This is a genomic window from Deltaproteobacteria bacterium RIFCSPHIGHO2_02_FULL_44_16 (assembly GCA_001798185.1).
GTDB lineage: Bacteria > UBA10199 > UBA10199 > 2-02-FULL-44-16 > 2-02-FULL-44-16 > 2-02-FULL-44-16.
In genome coordinates this window covers 1-16,313 of record MGRM01000004.1, presented here as the reverse complement: position 1 = coordinate 16,313, position 16,313 = coordinate 1, and the positions used below count along the sequence as shown (strand labels likewise).

Sequence of the window (16,313 nt, the reverse complement as noted above, 5' to 3'; positions counted from 1 at the left end):
AAAGGGGTGACATGATGGAAGCTTTTATCGCCGGCGATCTTTTTCAATTTGGGATTCTTCCCGCACTTATTTTTCTTGCTCGCATGAGCGATATGACCATGGCGACCCTTCGTATTCTTTTCCTTTCGCGTGGCATGAAACATCTCGCGGCTGTTCTCGGATTTTTTGAAATTCTCATTTGGCTTGTCGCGCTTGGACAGGTGATGCAAAATCTCACGAATATTTTTAATTATATTGCGTATGCCGGTGGTTTTGCGATGGGGAATTTTGTGGGAAGTTGGATTGAAGAAAAACTTGCTGTTGGAAAAATCGTTATTCGTATCATTACGCAAAAAGATGCAACAGAACTGTGCGCAGCTTTTAAAACGAGAGGATATGGAGTGACGAAAATTGGGGCGCAAGGAATGAGTGGCCCTGTGTACATTACATTGACCGTTGTGAAGCGGAAAGCTTTACCCGATGTCGTTGCATTGATTCATCATCATCATCCCAAAGCTTTTTATTCCGTGGAAGATGTGCGCGCGGCGAATGAAGGAATCTTTCCCCTCAAAAAATCTTTTTTTCATCGAAGTCGTTATCAATAGCGTCAATTTTTTGATTCTCTTTCTCTTTTTGAGAATCCCTTTCTTTTGGGATCTTAAAAAAACATTTTATATTTCAATTGGTTCACTGCTCTTCATCTTGGCTTCACTCTTGCAGTCTCTTTCTTTCAGGAAGGAGTTTTTATGATGACCTCTCGATTCTTTTTTCGCGTGATTGGCATTCTGGTGATCCCTCTTCTCTTTATGGTCCTGTTCGCCAATTTTATGATGCTTGGGTGTACGCAACCAGGCGCTGATGGGAGCGCATTGATTTTGACGTCTTCTGAAGAAGATAAAAATAATGTGAATGGACCCTACGAAACTGGGAAGAATATTGTTTTTGAAGTTCGCAGCATGATTCCAGATCACACGATTACTGGTTATAAATGGGATGTTAATGTTGATGATGCAAACGCAGCTGATTTTAGCACTTCATTTATTCCTATTCTCGATGTGAATACACATCAAATTTCTCAAGTTTCTTCATTTAATGTGAATAAATATGAAAATTGTAGTTTTCCGAGGGATAATTCTGGCGCTGAAGATCAACAGGAGCGAGGGCGCATTATTGTTTGCAAAGCTCCTGCCACAGAAGGAGCTTTCACGGTAAGTGTTGAAATTTTTTCCAATGATTCGTCTGTTATCGGAAGAATGAAAAATAGCTCACAAACTTATGTCACCTATATAAATTCATCTTCCCCTTCTGCACCGTCGGAAACGAAAAGAGATCTCGCCGATTTTGATATTGGTTATTATCAAAGCAATGCTTCTGATTTTCTGCAACGAACGGGAAATGCGTTTATGACAGGTGATCATCTTGTACTTCGAAACAAAAGTATTTGCATAGATTGTTCTGATCAAAGCAATTGCACTTCTTGCAGATATGACTGGGTGCTGGAGAATGTGGATCTTCCTTTTACAGCAGGAGATAAAAGCATCAATGATACCTTGCATGCTGATACGAATTTTATTGCTGCAATCAAATCATATCGGGGACGCGATTTTCCATCGGCAGGATTCGATCCTGTGATTCCTCAAGGGTCCACGGAGACAGCACAAGTGACCCTTCGTCTGTTTAATCAGAATGGCTGGGAAGTGGGAACAAAGACAGTGACATTCCAAATCAGCATGCCCGATCTGACTCAGATCACTCCGGCGGCTGAGGCCGTTGTTGCTCCGACGGCCCCTGCGCCGATTGTAGTGCAGACAACACTTCAGGGAGATTTTACTATTGCCTCGCTTGTGGGTCAGGAAGGAAGGTACCCGGAACTTACGGGAGATGGAACGGGAAATCCGGCATATATTATTGAGCTTGGATATATGACAGCGAACGATGTCAATCCTCAATTGCAGGCGACTGTTTCGGGAGGACAGTCTCCATACAGTTATCAATGGCAAATCGGAAGCGGCGCATTTCAGGCCGGGGCAACAGATGGAACATTTGCCCATAATCGCGGTTTTGCAAGTGTTGGCGATTACCAGATTATGGTTCGGGTGACGGATGCCGCAGGCGCTACGGTCAGTTTTTCAAAAACGCTACGCATCCAGAACACGGGCTATCGACCATAAGAAGAAGTGTTTTTTTCTACTTCTTTTAATCCGTTGATCTCTCAATACAACACATGATAATCGGGACCCTATTCAATACCGAATAGGGCCCTTAGCTCAGTCCCGACGTCCGCATAATTTTCACATTGTGAAAATTATTTGTGGCGTCGAGGATCCTCGATTCGGCGAATGATTTTTGCTCCTCAAAAATCATGCCGAATCGGGACTGGTCAGAGCAATTGAGGAGCAGTCGACAAATGAAACACTACGTATATATTCTTTCAAGCGAGACATCAGGTCGCCGATATATTGGTCATACAGCGAATCTCGAACAAAGATTACGGCGCCATAATGAAGGACAGGTCCCATCAACGAAAAAGTGGCGACCTTGGCAGATAACATTAACGGTCATGTGCGAATCCAAGCAAAATGCGTTGCAGGTTGAGTGCTACGTAAAATCATTGAAGAAACGTGATGCTGCTTTTTTATGGATGAAGCAGCCTTCGGGGCCCTTAGCTCAGCTGGTCAGAGCAGTCGACTCATAATCGATTGGTCGCAGGTTCAAGTCCTGCAGGGCCCACCAGAGGTTTTCTTGTGAGACGTAGGTTTATCCATTTTATCTCCAGCGCCCACATTTTTTTCTATGCGCTTCTCTGGCTCATGGTTTTGCTGGTCAGTGGTACCATTGCTCAGCGCTCTGTAGGACTCTATCAGTCGCAACAGACTTTTTTTTCCTCGTTCTTATTTTTCGTAGGTCCAATTCCATTGCCTGGTGGTTACATGACGCTGGGGATCATTTTTTTAAACCTATTTGCAAAACTGATTTTTAAAAGCCCATGGACGAAGAGTCGTTTTGGAATCAACGTGATTCATGTCGGTGCGCTGATGCTTCTTTTTGGCGGATTTCTGACGGCGGTGATGAACGTTGAAGGAGCGCTCGTCCTTGCTGAGGGAGAAAAATCACATCTGTATTCTGATTATCATGAATTAGAATTTTCGGTGATGGATCAACAACATGAAACCCATTTTCTTTTTCCAGAAAAAAAACTCTCTTCAGGAGAACGGCTTCCATTTTTTGACCTTCCCGTCAAAATGACCATAGCGAATTTTTACCGAAATTGTCACATCGTGCAACGATCCACGCTGACGAATCAAGAATATCACGGCTTTGCAAAAATCTTTGAACTTCAATCTCTTCCTCTTGAAAAAGAAGACACCAAAAATCGTGCCTGTCTCTCTCTCCGTGTCGAGGGGATCAAAAAAGAAAATGAAGGGATCTATGCCGTGATGGAGTCGATGCCTATCGAGCAGACCCTTGAAGTGAATGAAAAAAAATATATTCTCAGCATCAGACGAAAAGAGCGTCAGCTTCCTTTTTCAATTGAGCTTCTCGATTTCGAAAAAAAGATGCATGCAGGAACGGACATGGCGAAAAGTTATCGTTCGCAAGTTTTTCTTCTTGACGGTGAGCTCAGAGAATCTCGGGTTATTGAAATGAATCGGCCCCTTCGTTATAAAGGATATACGCTTTATCAAGCCTCTTTTATTGAGGGGCTCGATCAAGAAACAAGCGTCTTTGCGGTTGTTCGGAATACCGGTCGTCTTTTTCCCTATCTCTCCAGTATTGTTATGTGTGCGGGATTACTCCTCCACCTTTTCTCTTCTGTTCCCAATCTCATTCGAAAGAGGAGAGCGTGATGTTTTATATTCGTCTTCTTTGCACAGTTCTTTTTTTCTTTACGAACATTACTCTTGTCTCTGCGCAAGGCTACGAGGTTTCTCCTCTTCGCGCTCTTCCCATTTTACATGAAGGGCGTGTAAAACCTTTTGATACCTTTGCGCGCGCAGAGCTTTTAAATGTTTCCGGACGAGCGTCGTTATCTGATCTGGACGCGATGCAATGGTTATGTGAGTTGCTCTTTCTCCCTGCGCGATCTTTTGAACGTTCCGTGATGAGAATTCACAATCCTGATGTCGTTGATATGTTGAAACTGGAATGGAGAAAAAAACATCTTTATTCTCTCATTGAAGTGGCCAAAGGACTTTCCGAAAATGTCCAATTACTAGAAACTATTGAAAGCATGGACAAGGAAAGGCGAAGCCTTGAACAACAACAGTCATATGACTTATATGTGAAGACACTTCGTCTTTATCATCTTGGCAGTTCTTTTTCTTTTCTGGAACCGCAGTTTCGTATTTCTTCTTCACGTCTTCGAAAGCTCCTTGATTTCGAGAATGCAGAAAACATGACCTATCTTCAGCTTGTCACCTCGCGCGCTGCGATGATGAAACTCATGGGGACATTGGATGGGAAAAAAGTAGAAGCATTTGATCCTGATGAATTGGAACTTTTCCATCTGGTCCATGCGATGACTCGGCTTGAGCGCGACGGACAAAATTCTTTTTTACGTATTCTTCCTCCACAATGGAAAGAGAGTGAAGGTGAATGGCTCTCACCATGGGGGGCGATGCTTTCAGGAGGAGGATCACCTCAAAGTGCGCAGTACATGAAAAAGTGGGAAGCACTCTCCGCAAGTTATCAGCACGACGAACAAAAATGGAATGAGGCGATACAACATATTCATTCGAGAGCTCCCTCATTTCGTCTTGAACTCGAAACTCTTTTGAATCGTCTTGACCTTTTTTCGAAAAGTTTAATCTTTTACGGAGTTGCCTTTCTTCTCTTGATGATCAGTTGGATGACGTTTCCTCAAATCTTCTATCGCGTGAGCATGATTCTTTTTTCTCTTGGAGCTCTTTCTCATATTGCTGGTTTGGTCACGCGTATCGTGATTTTAAAAAGACCCCCGGTCTCGTCATTATATGAATCCATTCTCTTCGTTGCTTTTATTATTGTTGTTTTTGGATTCATTCTCGAAGTGATTCGAAAAAATGGACTCGGTCTTCTCATCGGAACGCTTTCGGGAACCATTCTTCTTTTTATCAGTCGTGGATATGCTGATGAGGGAGATACGATGGGAATGCTCGTCGCTGTGCTCAATACGAATTTCTGGCTTGCAACGCATGTTGTGACGATTACGATCGGATATGGAACTTCGCTGGTCGCTGGAATTATGGGACATGTTTATCTTGTTCAACGTCTTTTCTTTTCTTCTCAACAGAAAAAATTGAAAGAATTAATACGAAATATGGTGGGAGTCACTGGCGTGGCTCTCTTCTTCACTCTTTTTGGAACCATTCTCGGAGGGATTTGGGCTGATCAATCGTGGGGACGATTTTGGGGATGGGATCCAAAAGAAAATGGCGCACTTTTAATTGTACTTTGGCTTCTGTGGTTATTGCATGGTCGTATTACGAAACGTCTTCATGATTTGGGATTTGCATGTGGAATGGTGCTGACAAATATCATTGTTGCGCTTGCATGGTTTGGAGTGAATTTGCTCAATGTTGGATTACACTCTTATGGATTTACAAACCATATTGCACTGAACCTTGCGCTTTTTTGTGGCGTGGAGCTTTTTTTTGCAACGACATGCTATGCAATTCTTTGTCGGCGACGATTTACCAATAACTGACAGTCAGTTATTGGTAAATGAAAGGTGGAGACAGTATGATTCGTACATTGCTCATGATCTTTTTTGTTCTTCTTATTTGTTTCGGTGCTTTTTATGCCGGTATCATCGATATAAAAACGAACACCATTGAAGAATCATCATGGCAACCAAAAAAAGCTCCTTCTGTTGTTTTTGAACGTCTTGACGGTTCATCGCTCTCGCTCGAGGCATTTCACGGCAAAATCATTCTTTTAAATTTTTGGGCAACCTGGTGTCCTCCCTGTATTGAAGAATTTCCAGCGCTTTTAGAAGCGGTGAGGCATTTTAATGGAGAGGTTGTTTTGATTGCTGTTTCCAATGATGCTTCCAAAAAAGATATTTCCTCTTTTTTAAAACATTTCGAATCGTATCGTGATGTGCTTCAGAGTTCTTCGGTGGAAATGGTGTGGGATTCGCATGCTCAAGTTTCCAATGACGTTTTCCACGTTTTTAAACTGCCCGAAACATTTCTGATTGATAAAGATTTCTTCCTCGCCAAAAAATTTGTTGGAAAAGTGATATGGGGAGAGGAATTTCAAAAAACTCTCCAGTCCTTTCTTTCAGAGTATAACTAGTTGATATTACAATATTTTTTATGACGAAACCTTTTTTGCAGTTTGCCGATATTCTTGGTACACACTTTGTTCATCCATGAGATTTTTATGAGTCTTTATTTAGTACCACATGAAAGTAAAAGGGGTGGTGGCTATCTCGGCATTGAGAGCTTGGATCCTTTTTATTTTGATCTATCGCTTTTCGAGGCAAAACCGATTTTTCTTCAACCAGAAACTCTTGATACAAACAGAGGCCGCATTATTGGTATTTCTTCTTTTCGCGAAAAACAGCCGCCAAAAGCTGATGTTCAAAATTCACTTGAAACTTCTTCCACGATTGCAGCGCCAGTAAAATCCATCTCTTCGCAAAAATCTGCATCTCTTCCCGTTTCATCTTCCGGAGCAACCTCAGTCACTCCGACCGGGCATCATGCATGGTTAGAAACTCCTTCTTCGACCTTCTTTGACCATATTGTGCGGACATTCGCTCGTTTTGTGGTGGGTGACCTCCCAAAACCTCAATCCAGTTCTTCAGGTCTTCAAGAGTTGCCGATTTATTTAAAGCTTGATGCCCTTTCGCGTAAAGGACATGTCATCTTAGAGGGAGCGTTTTCATCTCCTTCTTCCCCTGAAAGAAAATTCCAAGAGGGGCTTCAACCTCGATCTTTTTCACCGACTTCTGCTTCTTCTTTTTTTGCAGAAGCACATTCCCCCTCTGCAATTTTCTCTCAACAATATATGTCTCCAATAGTGTTTTCTTCACTGACTCTTCCCTTGAATGTTGTTGAAACTCCAAGTACCGCTGCTACCAGTGCTTATGGATTTTATCTCGTATCTCCATTGAGAGTTCAAAGCGATGCAAGAGTTTCAGCAATATATCAAAAAACTTCTTCTGCTACGGCGCTGGATTATGAAGATTTGCTTCCTTTGGCCCGATTTTTTCCTCGAGATATCGAATGGATGGCTTTTGTTGTGTGGTATCGAAAACTTCGTAAACACCAATCTGATCTTCAAAGCAGTGAGGATGTTGTTTTAGCCGATACTTTTTCCGAAAACACGACTCCAACTTCTGAAGAAGATTCCCTGAGTGTGCGATCTCATCTTATTCAGGGAGGAGTAAAAGTTTTCTTCGTGTAAGCGTGTGCATCTCCTTCTCATAGAGTAGAGAGAGGGGAGGAGGAGAGATGTTCGCAGCAGGAATACCCGATCCCATTTATTGCCAAACAGGTCTTTCTCGAAAGCACTGTTCGCTTCCTCCGAATGCGGAAGAACTTGCAATTATAAATACGGTGACCAGTAGCACAAGCCGCTATTCAGTTGTTCGTCAGGATGCAAATACGCTCGTCAATAAACTATTTGAAAAAAAAAGTTCCGAGCGGCGCTGTTTTTTTTGGAGTGATGATCCTGAAGCTTTTCTCTGTGGCCCCGTTATCGTGAATAAAGTAGGGAATCTCAACATACTTCATTTTTGTAATCGCGATCGTGGCGTATGGCCTGAAGAGATGATAAGCCACTTTGATCGTCGACTCCATGTTGCTCTTTTCTTTTCCACGATTCAGAAAGAATTGAGGGCTGGTATGGGAAGAGAGACAGATCCCTTTGAATTCGGCGTTTCCCTTTTATTTTTGGACCAACATGAAATTGCTCATCATGATGAATCGTATTTTTCTGCGCATTTTTTTGAGGAAGCCAGAACTCAATGGGGATGGACAGCAGAATATGATTTTGATCTCGCCGTGCGAGAGATCCTGGCTGATCTCAAAGCCCTCAAAAAAATTGCTCAAGAACATGAAACTGTTCAATCAGTGGATGTGCAACTTAAGGATGCTTTCCCGGTGTACAGAGCCTTACGACATCGAAGCGACGCTTCGACAACGTATATTCGTTTACGAGATCGTTTTGCTCAAAAGCTCCAACAACAAGCAATGGGATCAGATAAAAAAATCGATTTCGTTCAATGGGGAAAAATCATCGATCAGGAAATACAACGCTTTGAAAAGTATCTCACCAACATGGAACAATATTTCAAACCAATCAAAAGCTTGTATCTTACAGCAGCTCAACAAGAGGCAATGAAGGAGGAACATTTTAGGGCACTTGGAAGTATTATCCGAAGTGAGAGAGTGACGGATGTCATCATTTCAATGCTGCTTCAGAATGGAAAAAATAAATTGCGCGGAGCCAAAGAGAGTCCCCACGATCAGATGCGAGATTTGGTTCGGAAAGAGATGCAACGCCTTGCAATCCAATAAAAATCGATATCGCCTCAGGAATATAAATCTGGTAAGATAACATCATGAATCTTTATGAAGCAGCGCTGAAAGAAAAACGGTCGCCATTAAAAAAATGGACACATCGTCTCTGGACGATTGTGGGACTGTCGACCCTTCTCTATCTTACCTGGACAGGTCCATTTTCTGCTTGGGTTTTTCACCAAACATTGGAGGGTGGATTTTATCCTTGGGCGGTAAAATATATTGGAACTCCCTTTGTGATGATCATTCGCGCGGTCTTTTTTGTAGAAACACTCGGATACATGTACCATCGTTGGTTTCAACATGTCAGCTTCTGGACTCGTCGTGCTCACCTTATTCGCAAAAGTCAGCGCTATCATTGGATTCATCACATGATCATTTATCCGATTGGTCATGCCTATCAAAAAACACACGATTATATCGCTGCTGAAAAAGGAATTGCCTGGAGTTGGGTTATCCCAGGAGTGCTCTTTACAGGCCTTTTTGTGTCACAGCATGGATGGTCGCTCGGGAGTGTTGTTTTTATTGGAGCCGTTGCTTTTTATGCCAAAGGCATTGTGAGTAATACCCATTCACGTTTTCATATGGTCGATCATTCGTGGTCCACGAATTCCTATTTTCGATGGCTTGAAGAGATTCATCTTCTTCATCATTGGGACCAGCGACGCAACTTTACAATTGTGCATCCAGCCATGGATATTCTTTTTGGAACTTATCTCTCTCCTAAAAAACACCGGGAAGAATTGCGCATTGCGCGTGAGGATAAACAATTGACGGCGTCAGACATGATGAACTGGCGTTATCTTCTCCTTGAAGCAAGCCCAACGGAATATGCCGCATTTATTTCAGAAGCGAAACATCATCCTCGTTCCGTTGAAAAACTCAACATGCTCCTTGAAGTTTTAGCGCAGAGGATGAGCGCTCATGCTGAAGAGGAAGAACCGCGTCTTCTTCATCAGCGAGCATCAAACCTTTTGACGCTTTGTACGTAACGTCACGTAATCTCACATTGACAAGCTTTAGGTGGAGACGTAGAGCTATCGGTCACATTTCGAGGCCCTATGCCCATTGATCTCCATGGACAACTTCTTTTTCTTCGTGAGCTCCAAAAGCTGGATCTTGAGCTCCATCATGTGCGTGAAAAAATTTCATTTCTTCCTTCTTCTCTGCGAGAAACCGAAACACATTATCATGGTCTGCAACAAGAGATGCAAAAACTTTCAACTGAGCTTTCAACGACCGAAAGGACCAAAAAGGGAGATGAATTAGAATTGGAATCTTCTGTCGTGAAGCTGCGTGAACGCGAAGCCCGTTTGTACGCGATTAAAACACAACGCGAGTATCAAGCAGCCTTGCAGGAAATCGCTGCAGGGAAAAAACTCAATCGCGAACGTGAGGACTTCATTTTGGCGGCAATGGAAAAAATTGAAAAGCTTACCGAAAAAATCAAGCAACTTGAACCGACTCTTTCCGATAAGGAAAAACAATATCTCGCACTTTGCGAAGAGATGAAACAAAAGGAACAGGAATTCACCAAAGATCTGAACGATCTTGAACAGAAAAGACCTGACATCCTCGCAAACATCGACAAAGTTGTTTTACGGAAATACGAATTGGTTCAAAAACGTCATCCTGATCCTATTTCCTCTGTGATGCGAGGCATTTGCAGTGGATGTCATATGAATATTCCGCCGCAACTTTTGAATGAAATTTTGCGGTACAAGGAATTGAAACAATGCCCGACATGTCATCGACTTCTGACAGTTGATGAAGGAAAGGATGTGGATCATGTTCACTCTCCAAACAATGCCGAAAGAAACAGCGGCTGAGCTTTTACGTTTTCTTGCTGAAGCTGAAATCTTCGATCACACCGAAAAAAAATTGCAAAAAAGTATTACGGCTCAAGAGATTAAAGCTCTTTTGCGGGAACTTGCGCGCGAACTCCAAAAAGAAGTGGTGACGTCACGTGTAAGTCGAAGTGAAGATTCAAAACCTCTTACCACCCATAAGACCCAAGACGTTCTTTCTCGTCTCTCTCCAGAAGAAGGGGAAACTCTTTTGACCGCCTTTGGGATACATGACGACGAATAAATGTTTTGGGGGGAATCATGAAAATAGTCGTTTATACGGATGGAGCGGCAAGAGGAAATCCAGGTCCAGCAGGCGCTGGAGGTCTTCTTCTGGATCCAGAGGGCGCTGTCCTCGGCGAAGTTTCAGCCTATCTTGGGGAAATGACCAATAATCAAGCCGAGTATCGCGCTCTTTTGCTGACGTTGCACCGCGCTCATGAACTCGGAGCAACAGAAATTCACATTTTTGCCGATTCAGAATTGATGGTGAAACAATTAAACGGGGTCTATCGCGTCAAAAACGCCGATTTAAAACCGCTTTTTCAGGAAACCGTACAACAGTTGCAAAAATTCAAACAATATACTATCCAGCATCTCTTCCGAGAAAAGAATAAGCGTGCTGATCAACTGGCAAATCGTGCAATTGATGAGCATGTTCTTTAACTGAAGAAGTTCTTTGACAACGTAAGGTCGAATAGTCGCGGAGTGAGATGCTATCGCGTCAAGCTCTGAGGAAAGTCCGAGCTCCAAAGGATGCTGCGCTGGGTAACCCCCAGGCGCTGCTTGTGGAAAGGAATGTCCCGCATAAGGACGCGTCCTTTCCAAGAGATAGCAGTGACGGAGAGTGCCACAGAAAACAGACCACCTTCCACAAATCTTGGAGGGCAAGGGTGAAAAGGTGAGGTAAGAGCTTACCGCATCGTCGGTGACGAGGATGGCATGGTAAACCCCGCAGGGAGCAAGGCAAATAGTCCTCAATATGTTGATCCGGCAGATTCCCCCACTGAATCTTTGGGGGATGAGAGGACGGGTTCGCTGCTTGAGGTTGCTGGTAACAGCAATCCTAGAGAAATGACTATTCATCCCCCACTCAATCAATGGGGGAGGACAGAACTCGGCTTACAGACCTTACGTATCTCTTAAAGGCCTTTCGGAAACGGAAGGCCTTTTTTTAGAAATGGGGGAGTTATGGATGATGCTGTCATTGTTGCTGCTGTACGCAGTCCTATGGGGAGAGCCTCTAAAGGTCAATTCATCCATACACGTATCGATGATCTCGGTGCCCAATTGATCAAAGGACTTCTCTCTCGCGTTCCCACTTTTCAGCCCGACCTTCTCGAAGATGTGATCATTGGTTGTGCTATGCCTGAAGGAGAACAAGGACTCAATGTTGCGCGTAATATCTCTTTTCTTGCCGGTCTTCCGCTTCATCTGGGAGGAATGACGATCAATCGCTTTTGTGCTTCATCGCTCACGGCCATTGCTGAAGCTGCCCAAGCGATCGAGTCTGGAAACGGAGATGCTTTTATTGTTGGCGGTGTAGAGTCGATGACCCATGTGCCGATGGGAGGATTTAATCCAAGCTTAAACGAAAAGCTCATGCGTCAGGGGGCTCCGCAGGCGTATATCGCGATGGGTGCAACGGCCGAAAATCTCGCGCGCGATTATCATGTGACGCGCGAAGAACAAGATCGCTTTGCTCTCGCAAGTCATCGCAAAGCAGTTTCAGCTCAGCAACAGGGGAAGTTTGAAGAAGAGATCGTACCGATCGAATCCAAAAATGAAAAAGGAGAAATTCATATTGCGACGACCGATGAAGGACCGCGGAGCGATACGTCTCTTGAAATTCTTTCGAAACTCAAACCGTCATTTGATAAAGCGGGAACGGTGACGGCTGGCAATTCTTCTCCTCTTACTGATGGAGGAGCTATGGCGCTTGTTCTCTCCAAAAAACTTGCTAAAAAATTAAAACTTCAACCGCTTGCCCGCGTTCGTTCCTATGCCATTGCGGGTGTTCCACCAGAAAATATGGGGATTGGTCCGGTGCTTGCGGTTCCGAAAGCACTGAAGCGCGCAAAAATGAGATTGTCTGATATTGATCTCATTGAAATCAACGAAGCGTTTGCATCGCAGACGCTTGCGGTGATGAAAGAGTTACAGATCGATGAGAAAAAACTCAATATTCATGGTGGCGCGATCGCTTTGGGACATCCTCTCGGAGCAAGTGGTGCGCGTATGACCGCCACGTTTCTTTCTGCAATGAAAGATCGTGATGTCGAAACTGGACTCATCACGATGTGCGTCGGTGGCGGTCAGGGCGCTGCTATGGTGCTTGAGAGGGTATGATGAAACAAAATCGTGCGCGAAGAAAAGATGTCATCCCCGAATGCTTTAATCGGGGATCCAGTCCTGGATTCCCGCTTTCGCGGGAATGACACATCGGTTTATGAAAAGGTCTTTTGGTATTAATAATGATATATAACATTCAAAAAGTAGCTATTCTCGGCGCTGGAGTTATGGGTTCGCAAATTGCGGCACTTTTTGCGGGTCTCGGTTTCGAGGTTCATCTTCTTGATCTTTTTTCTTCTGAAAAAAATACGCACCCAAATCATATTGTTTTCACTGCACTTGAGAAATTGACGAAAATGAAACCCTCTCCACTTTATCGTCGCTCAGATGTGAAGCGGATTATACCAGGAAATTTTGAAGATGATCTTCCTGTTCTCTCTTCATGCGATGTGATTGTGGAAGCGATTGTGGAGCGACTTGAGATCAAACAAAATCTTTATGCAAAAATTGATCCTCTGTTGAGAGAAAAAACGATTATCGCTTCGAATACTTCGGGATTGTCGGTCGCATCGCTTCTCGAAGGGAGAAGCGATCATTTTAAACGACGTTTTTGCGTCACCCACTTTTTTAATCCTCCACGTTATTTAAAACTTTTGGAACTTGTTGTCGGACCTTCTACAGATGTCGATGTTGTAGAAACCGTGCAACTGCTTGCACATGATCGACTGGGGAAGGGAGTTGTCTTTGCAAAAGATACGCCGAACTTCATTGCGAATCGGATAGGAGTTTTTCATTTTCTCGATGTGATTCATCTTACGGAAGAGTCGGGGTGGCCGCTGGAAGCGGTCGATGCGGTTTTGGGACCGGCGACAGCACATCCCAAAAGCGCTATTTTTCGTACCGCAGATTTGGTCGGACTCGACACGCTCGCCTTTGTTGCGGAAACGGTTTTGAAAGCTTCTGCTCATGATGAACAATCGAAGCGCATGCGCATTCCTCAATTTTTACAGAAGATGATGACCAAAGGATGGACAGGTCAGAAAGTTGGACGTGGATTTTATTTTAAGGATCCTGAAACAAAAGCATTGCGTGTGTTAGATCCGAGTACGCTTGATTATCGTCCGGTGACGAAACTCAAAACGCCTTCGCTTGGAGATGCGCGTACTCTCGAAGATCCTGCGGCTCGACTCCGTCGCGTTGTTTTTGCTGATGATCAAGCAGGCGAAATTGCATGGCCTGCAATCTCTCGGACTCTTGTCTATGCAGCCAACCGTATTCCTGAAATCGCGGATGATATTGTTCAAATTGATCGTGCGCTTCGATGGGGATTTAATTGGGAACTTGGACCTTTCGAGATGTGGGATGCTCTAGGCGTGAAAGAAGTGATGGCGCGACTGGAGAAAGAACATGTTCCTGTTCCGGCTCTTGTGATGACGCTCCTCCGCGCCGGTCATGAAAAATTTTATACATGGAGAGATGATCATCGCTTCTCTTTTGATATTCCAAAGACAACGTATGTCCCAGAGAAGGGGACTGAAAAAAATATTTCACTCAAAAGAATAAAAGAGAAAAAACAAAACATTGTCACTCAGAATGCAGGCGCTAGCCTCATTGATCTTCAAGATGGCATTTTCTGTTGTGAGTTTCACACGAAGATGAATGCGATTGATGATGATGTGATTGCAATGCTCAATGCGTCGATTGATCACGTAGAGCAACAGGGACAAGGTCTGTTGATTGCAAATCAAGGGGTTCATTTTTGCGCTGGAGCAAATTTGCTTTTGATTCTCATGTCCGCTCAACAGAAACAGTGGGAGAATCTCGATCACATTATCCGCACTTTTCAAGCCGTGATGCAGCGTATGCGATTTGCGAAGAAGCCGGTGATGGCAGTTCCGTTTCAGATGACACTTGGGGGAGGATGTGAAGTCGTGCTTGCGGCGTCGCGTGTGCATGCATCAGTTGAAACGTATATTGGTTTGGTTGAAGTCGGTGCTGGGCTGATTCCTGCGGGAGGTGGTTGTAAAAATATGCTTCTTCGCTACGACGACATCATACGCCGTCAGCATAACGCGCAAGACAAAATTTGGATGTCAGCAGAAGATGGTGGTCCTTTTCCAAAAGTAAAAATGGCGTTTGAAACCATTGGAACCGCAAAAGTGGCGACGTCTGCTTTTGAAGCAAAGGATATGGGATTTTTGCAACGTGATGATCGCATTACCCTCAATCACGATGAACTTCTCTTTGATGCGAAATCACACCTTCTTGAATACGCGAAGTCATATGTCCCACTGCAAATGTCGACGAACATTATGCTTCCTGGTCTTGGTGGAAAGATGGCCCTTCTCAATGCCATTGAAGATTGGAAGCGGCTTGGACAACTGACGGAATATGATGTGGTTGTCGGTGAAAAGCTTGCTCATGTGCTTGCAGGGGGCGATCGACCTTGCGCGTATGTGACAGATGAACAACACATTCTCGATCTCGAACGCGAAGCTTTTCTTTCACTCTGTGGCAATGAGCGAACGCAACAACGTATGGCCCATCTCCTTCAAACCGGAAAACCGTTGAGGAATTGATTACATTAAAGGTATGCCTTATTGAAATTAAGCAGCTCTTTGGTAAATCATGCGTCCTGTCTTCACGATTTCATCGATAAAGTCGCCAATCGTGTGATGTGCAAAGTCCTCTGATCTATAGGGGATAATTTCAAGAAGAGGATTGAGACGAAGCGCGATTCGACCCACAAAAAGATAATCTTTCTCAGTGCCGCCTTCGAAGTCAGGAGAAACAACCGCAACATCGATATCGCTGTAATCGCGCTCTGTTCCACGCGAATATGATCCGAAGAGAATTACTTGATCAACGCGAATGTCTTTTTCAAGTTCAATAATGAGTTTTTGAAGAAGTGTGTTTATATTTTTAACTCTTTTTTCAAGCATAGAAAGAACTCCTCTGTTTTCATGAGCATTTCCTGGGATCTTCCCCTGTTGAGGGAAAGCGCCAATTTTTGTTTGATATCGGGATATCTTGTATTCAGATAATAGCTTGTTAAAAGAATAAAAAAATCGAGTTGTTCTTTTGAAAAAGAAATATCACTCATCTGTGCGAGGGCAGTCAGATTATGAGTGTAAGGAGGAAGGGCCTTCGTTTTTTGATGAATAATTCCTTTGAGCAATTTTTCAATTGTCTGCTGACACATAAAGGCAACATAAAGATAGCGATTATTTGAAAGCATGATCTTTGCAGATTCAAAATCATACTCTGCTTTTTCCAGCCAAAGTTTTAAAGTTTCCTGTAGTTGTTTCACTTTATGTATTTAAACTAAAGGTTGCCGATATTGCAAATGTCGAATTCCGCACGTCCTATGCTTCAATAATTTCAGTAATGGATACTAGCAAAGCTCAAAAACGTGATTTAAAAACAGTAAAATCAATAGGTTACAATTTTCCGAGATATAGCTCGGATTCTTACCGACACACTCCATTCATACACTGACCATTGGTGATGTTTCTGGTTCGATCAGAGCACTGAGTTCCATTTGGCTGTTGTCTGGTTCTCACAGTGTTGCCATCGCAGTAATGGGTGCGACACGGAGTGGGAGGAGCAGCCGATGATTGCAGGAGGGCGAGCTGGACAAGACACGCGCGCGTTGGGGGTTGTGGTTGAGCTGGAGGTGGAG

At 43.7% G+C, this 16,313-nt stretch carries 15 protein-coding genes, 1 tRNA gene and 1 other RNA gene; 15 read left to right on the top strand and 2 right to left on the bottom strand.

What is annotated here, in order from left to right; all coding sequences use genetic code 11:
* The first annotated feature begins 11 nt into the window (after window positions 1-11).
* From A3C46_01800 to A3C46_01730, 15 genes are all read left to right on the top strand, one after another.
* On the top strand, window positions 12-584 hold the full coding sequence (locus tag A3C46_01800) for a hypothetical protein (protein OGQ23455.1): 573 nt from the start codon (window positions 12-14) through the stop codon (window positions 582-584).
* Window positions 585-725: 141 nt separating this feature from the next.
* On the top strand, window positions 726-2,150 hold the full coding sequence (locus A3C46_01795) for a hypothetical protein (protein OGQ23454.1): 1,425 nt from the start codon (window positions 726-728) through the stop codon (window positions 2,148-2,150).
* A 485-nt stretch (window positions 2,151-2,635) separates the two neighbouring features.
* Window positions 2,636-2,712: transfer RNA gene (locus A3C46_01790), tRNA-Met, on the top strand.
* A gap of 11 nt (window positions 2,713-2,723) precedes the next feature.
* The gene (locus tag A3C46_01785; protein ID OGQ23453.1) at window positions 2,724-3,827 is read left to right on the top strand and encodes a hypothetical protein; all 1,104 of its coding nucleotides are present in this window, start codon (window positions 2,724-2,726) and stop codon (window positions 3,825-3,827) included.
* Complete coding sequence (locus A3C46_01780) at window positions 3,827-5,665, top strand: hypothetical protein (protein OGQ23452.1); 1,839 nt, start codon at window positions 3,827-3,829, stop codon at window positions 5,663-5,665. Before A3C46_01785 ends, A3C46_01780 begins: the two co-directional genes overlap by 1 nt.
* A 35-nt stretch (window positions 5,666-5,700) precedes the next feature.
* Window positions 5,701-6,258 carry a hypothetical protein gene (locus A3C46_01775; protein OGQ23451.1) on the top strand — a complete coding sequence of 186 codons (558 nt, stop codon included), beginning with the start codon at window positions 5,701-5,703 and terminating at the stop codon, window positions 6,256-6,258.
* Between the two features lie 87 nt (window positions 6,259-6,345).
* The gene (locus tag A3C46_01770; GenBank protein OGQ23450.1) at window positions 6,346-7,374 is read left to right on the top strand and encodes a hypothetical protein; all 1,029 of its coding nucleotides are present in this window, start codon (window positions 6,346-6,348) and stop codon (window positions 7,372-7,374) included.
* Between the two features lie 47 nt (window positions 7,375-7,421).
* On the top strand, window positions 7,422-8,489 hold the full coding sequence (locus tag A3C46_01765; protein ID OGQ23449.1) for a hypothetical protein: 1,068 nt from the start codon (window positions 7,422-7,424) through the stop codon (window positions 8,487-8,489).
* A gap of 44 nt (window positions 8,490-8,533) precedes the next feature.
* Window positions 8,534-9,484 (top strand): hypothetical protein, encoded by a 951-nt coding sequence (locus A3C46_01760; GenBank protein OGQ23448.1) that lies wholly within the window; start codon window positions 8,534-8,536, stop codon window positions 9,482-9,484.
* A gap of 69 nt (window positions 9,485-9,553) precedes the next feature.
* Window positions 9,554-10,321 carry a hypothetical protein gene (locus tag A3C46_01755; protein OGQ23447.1) on the top strand — a complete coding sequence of 256 codons (768 nt, stop codon included), beginning with the start codon at window positions 9,554-9,556 and terminating at the stop codon, window positions 10,319-10,321.
* Complete coding sequence (locus A3C46_01750) at window positions 10,299-10,583, top strand: hypothetical protein (GenBank protein ID OGQ23446.1); 285 nt, start codon at window positions 10,299-10,301, stop codon at window positions 10,581-10,583. Before A3C46_01755 ends, A3C46_01750 begins: the two co-directional genes overlap by 23 nt.
* A gap of 17 nt (window positions 10,584-10,600) precedes the next feature.
* A complete protein-coding gene (locus tag A3C46_01745; protein OGQ23445.1) occupies window positions 10,601-11,005 on the top strand; it encodes a hypothetical protein in 405 nt (134 codons plus the stop codon).
* Window positions 11,006-11,024: 19 nt separating this feature from the next.
* An RNA gene (gene rnpB / locus A3C46_01740) (RNase P RNA component class A) lies at window positions 11,025-11,480 on the top strand.
* Between the two features lie 50 nt (window positions 11,481-11,530).
* Window positions 11,531-12,688: an acetyl-CoA acetyltransferase gene (locus tag A3C46_01735; GenBank protein ID OGQ23444.1), complete on the top strand. Its 1,158-nt coding sequence runs from the start codon at window positions 11,531-11,533 to the stop codon at window positions 12,686-12,688.
* A gap of 125 nt (window positions 12,689-12,813) precedes the next feature.
* Window positions 12,814-15,210 carry a hypothetical protein gene (locus A3C46_01730; GenBank protein OGQ23443.1) on the top strand — a complete coding sequence of 799 codons (2,397 nt, stop codon included), beginning with the start codon at window positions 12,814-12,816 and terminating at the stop codon, window positions 15,208-15,210.
* A 27-nt stretch (window positions 15,211-15,237) separates the two neighbouring features.
* Here the strand turns inward: A3C46_01730 and A3C46_01725 are convergent, their stop codons facing one another.
* Both A3C46_01725 and A3C46_01720 read right to left on the bottom strand, forming a co-directional pair.
* Window positions 15,238-15,573 (bottom strand): hypothetical protein, encoded by a 336-nt coding sequence (locus A3C46_01725; GenBank protein OGQ23442.1) that lies wholly within the window; start codon window positions 15,571-15,573, stop codon window positions 15,238-15,240.
* Complete coding sequence (locus tag A3C46_01720; protein OGQ23441.1) at window positions 15,546-15,941, bottom strand: hypothetical protein; 396 nt, start codon at window positions 15,939-15,941, stop codon at window positions 15,546-15,548. The genes A3C46_01725 and A3C46_01720 overlap by 28 nt, the downstream gene beginning before the upstream one ends.
* Between the last annotated feature and the right edge of the window lie 372 nt (window positions 15,942-16,313).

What these genes read in the sequence shown, in the direction of transcription:
- A3C46_01800 (OGQ23455.1), top strand. Translation starts at nt 12, where the DNA reads ATGATGGAAGCTTTTATCGCCGGCGATCTTTTTCAATTTGGGATTCTT.
- A3C46_01795 (OGQ23454.1), top strand. Translation starts at nt 726, where the DNA reads ATGATGACCTCTCGATTCTTTTTTCGCGTGATTGGCATTCTGGTGATC.
- A3C46_01780 (OGQ23452.1), top strand. Translation starts at nt 3,827, where the DNA reads ATGTTTTATATTCGTCTTCTTTGCACAGTTCTTTTTTTCTTTACGAAC.
- A3C46_01775 (OGQ23451.1), top strand. Translation starts at nt 5,701, where the DNA reads ATGATTCGTACATTGCTCATGATCTTTTTTGTTCTTCTTATTTGTTTC.
- A3C46_01770 (OGQ23450.1), top strand. Translation starts at nt 6,346, where the DNA reads ATGAGTCTTTATTTAGTACCACATGAAAGTAAAAGGGGTGGTGGCTAT.
- A3C46_01765 (OGQ23449.1), top strand. Translation starts at nt 7,422, where the DNA reads ATGTTCGCAGCAGGAATACCCGATCCCATTTATTGCCAAACAGGTCTT.
- A3C46_01760 (OGQ23448.1), top strand. Translation starts at nt 8,534, where the DNA reads ATGAATCTTTATGAAGCAGCGCTGAAAGAAAAACGGTCGCCATTAAAA.
- A3C46_01755 (OGQ23447.1), top strand. Translation starts at nt 9,554, where the DNA reads ATGCCCATTGATCTCCATGGACAACTTCTTTTTCTTCGTGAGCTCCAA.
- A3C46_01750 (OGQ23446.1), top strand. Translation starts at nt 10,299, where the DNA reads ATGCCGAAAGAAACAGCGGCTGAGCTTTTACGTTTTCTTGCTGAAGCT.
- A3C46_01745 (OGQ23445.1), top strand. Translation starts at nt 10,601, where the DNA reads ATGAAAATAGTCGTTTATACGGATGGAGCGGCAAGAGGAAATCCAGGT.
- A3C46_01735 (OGQ23444.1), top strand. Translation starts at nt 11,531, where the DNA reads ATGGATGATGCTGTCATTGTTGCTGCTGTACGCAGTCCTATGGGGAGA.
- A3C46_01730 (OGQ23443.1), top strand. Translation starts at nt 12,814, where the DNA reads ATGATATATAACATTCAAAAAGTAGCTATTCTCGGCGCTGGAGTTATG.
- A3C46_01725 (OGQ23442.1), bottom strand. Translation starts at nt 15,573, where the DNA reads ATGCTTGAAAAAAGAGTTAAAAATATAAACACACTTCTTCAAAAACTC.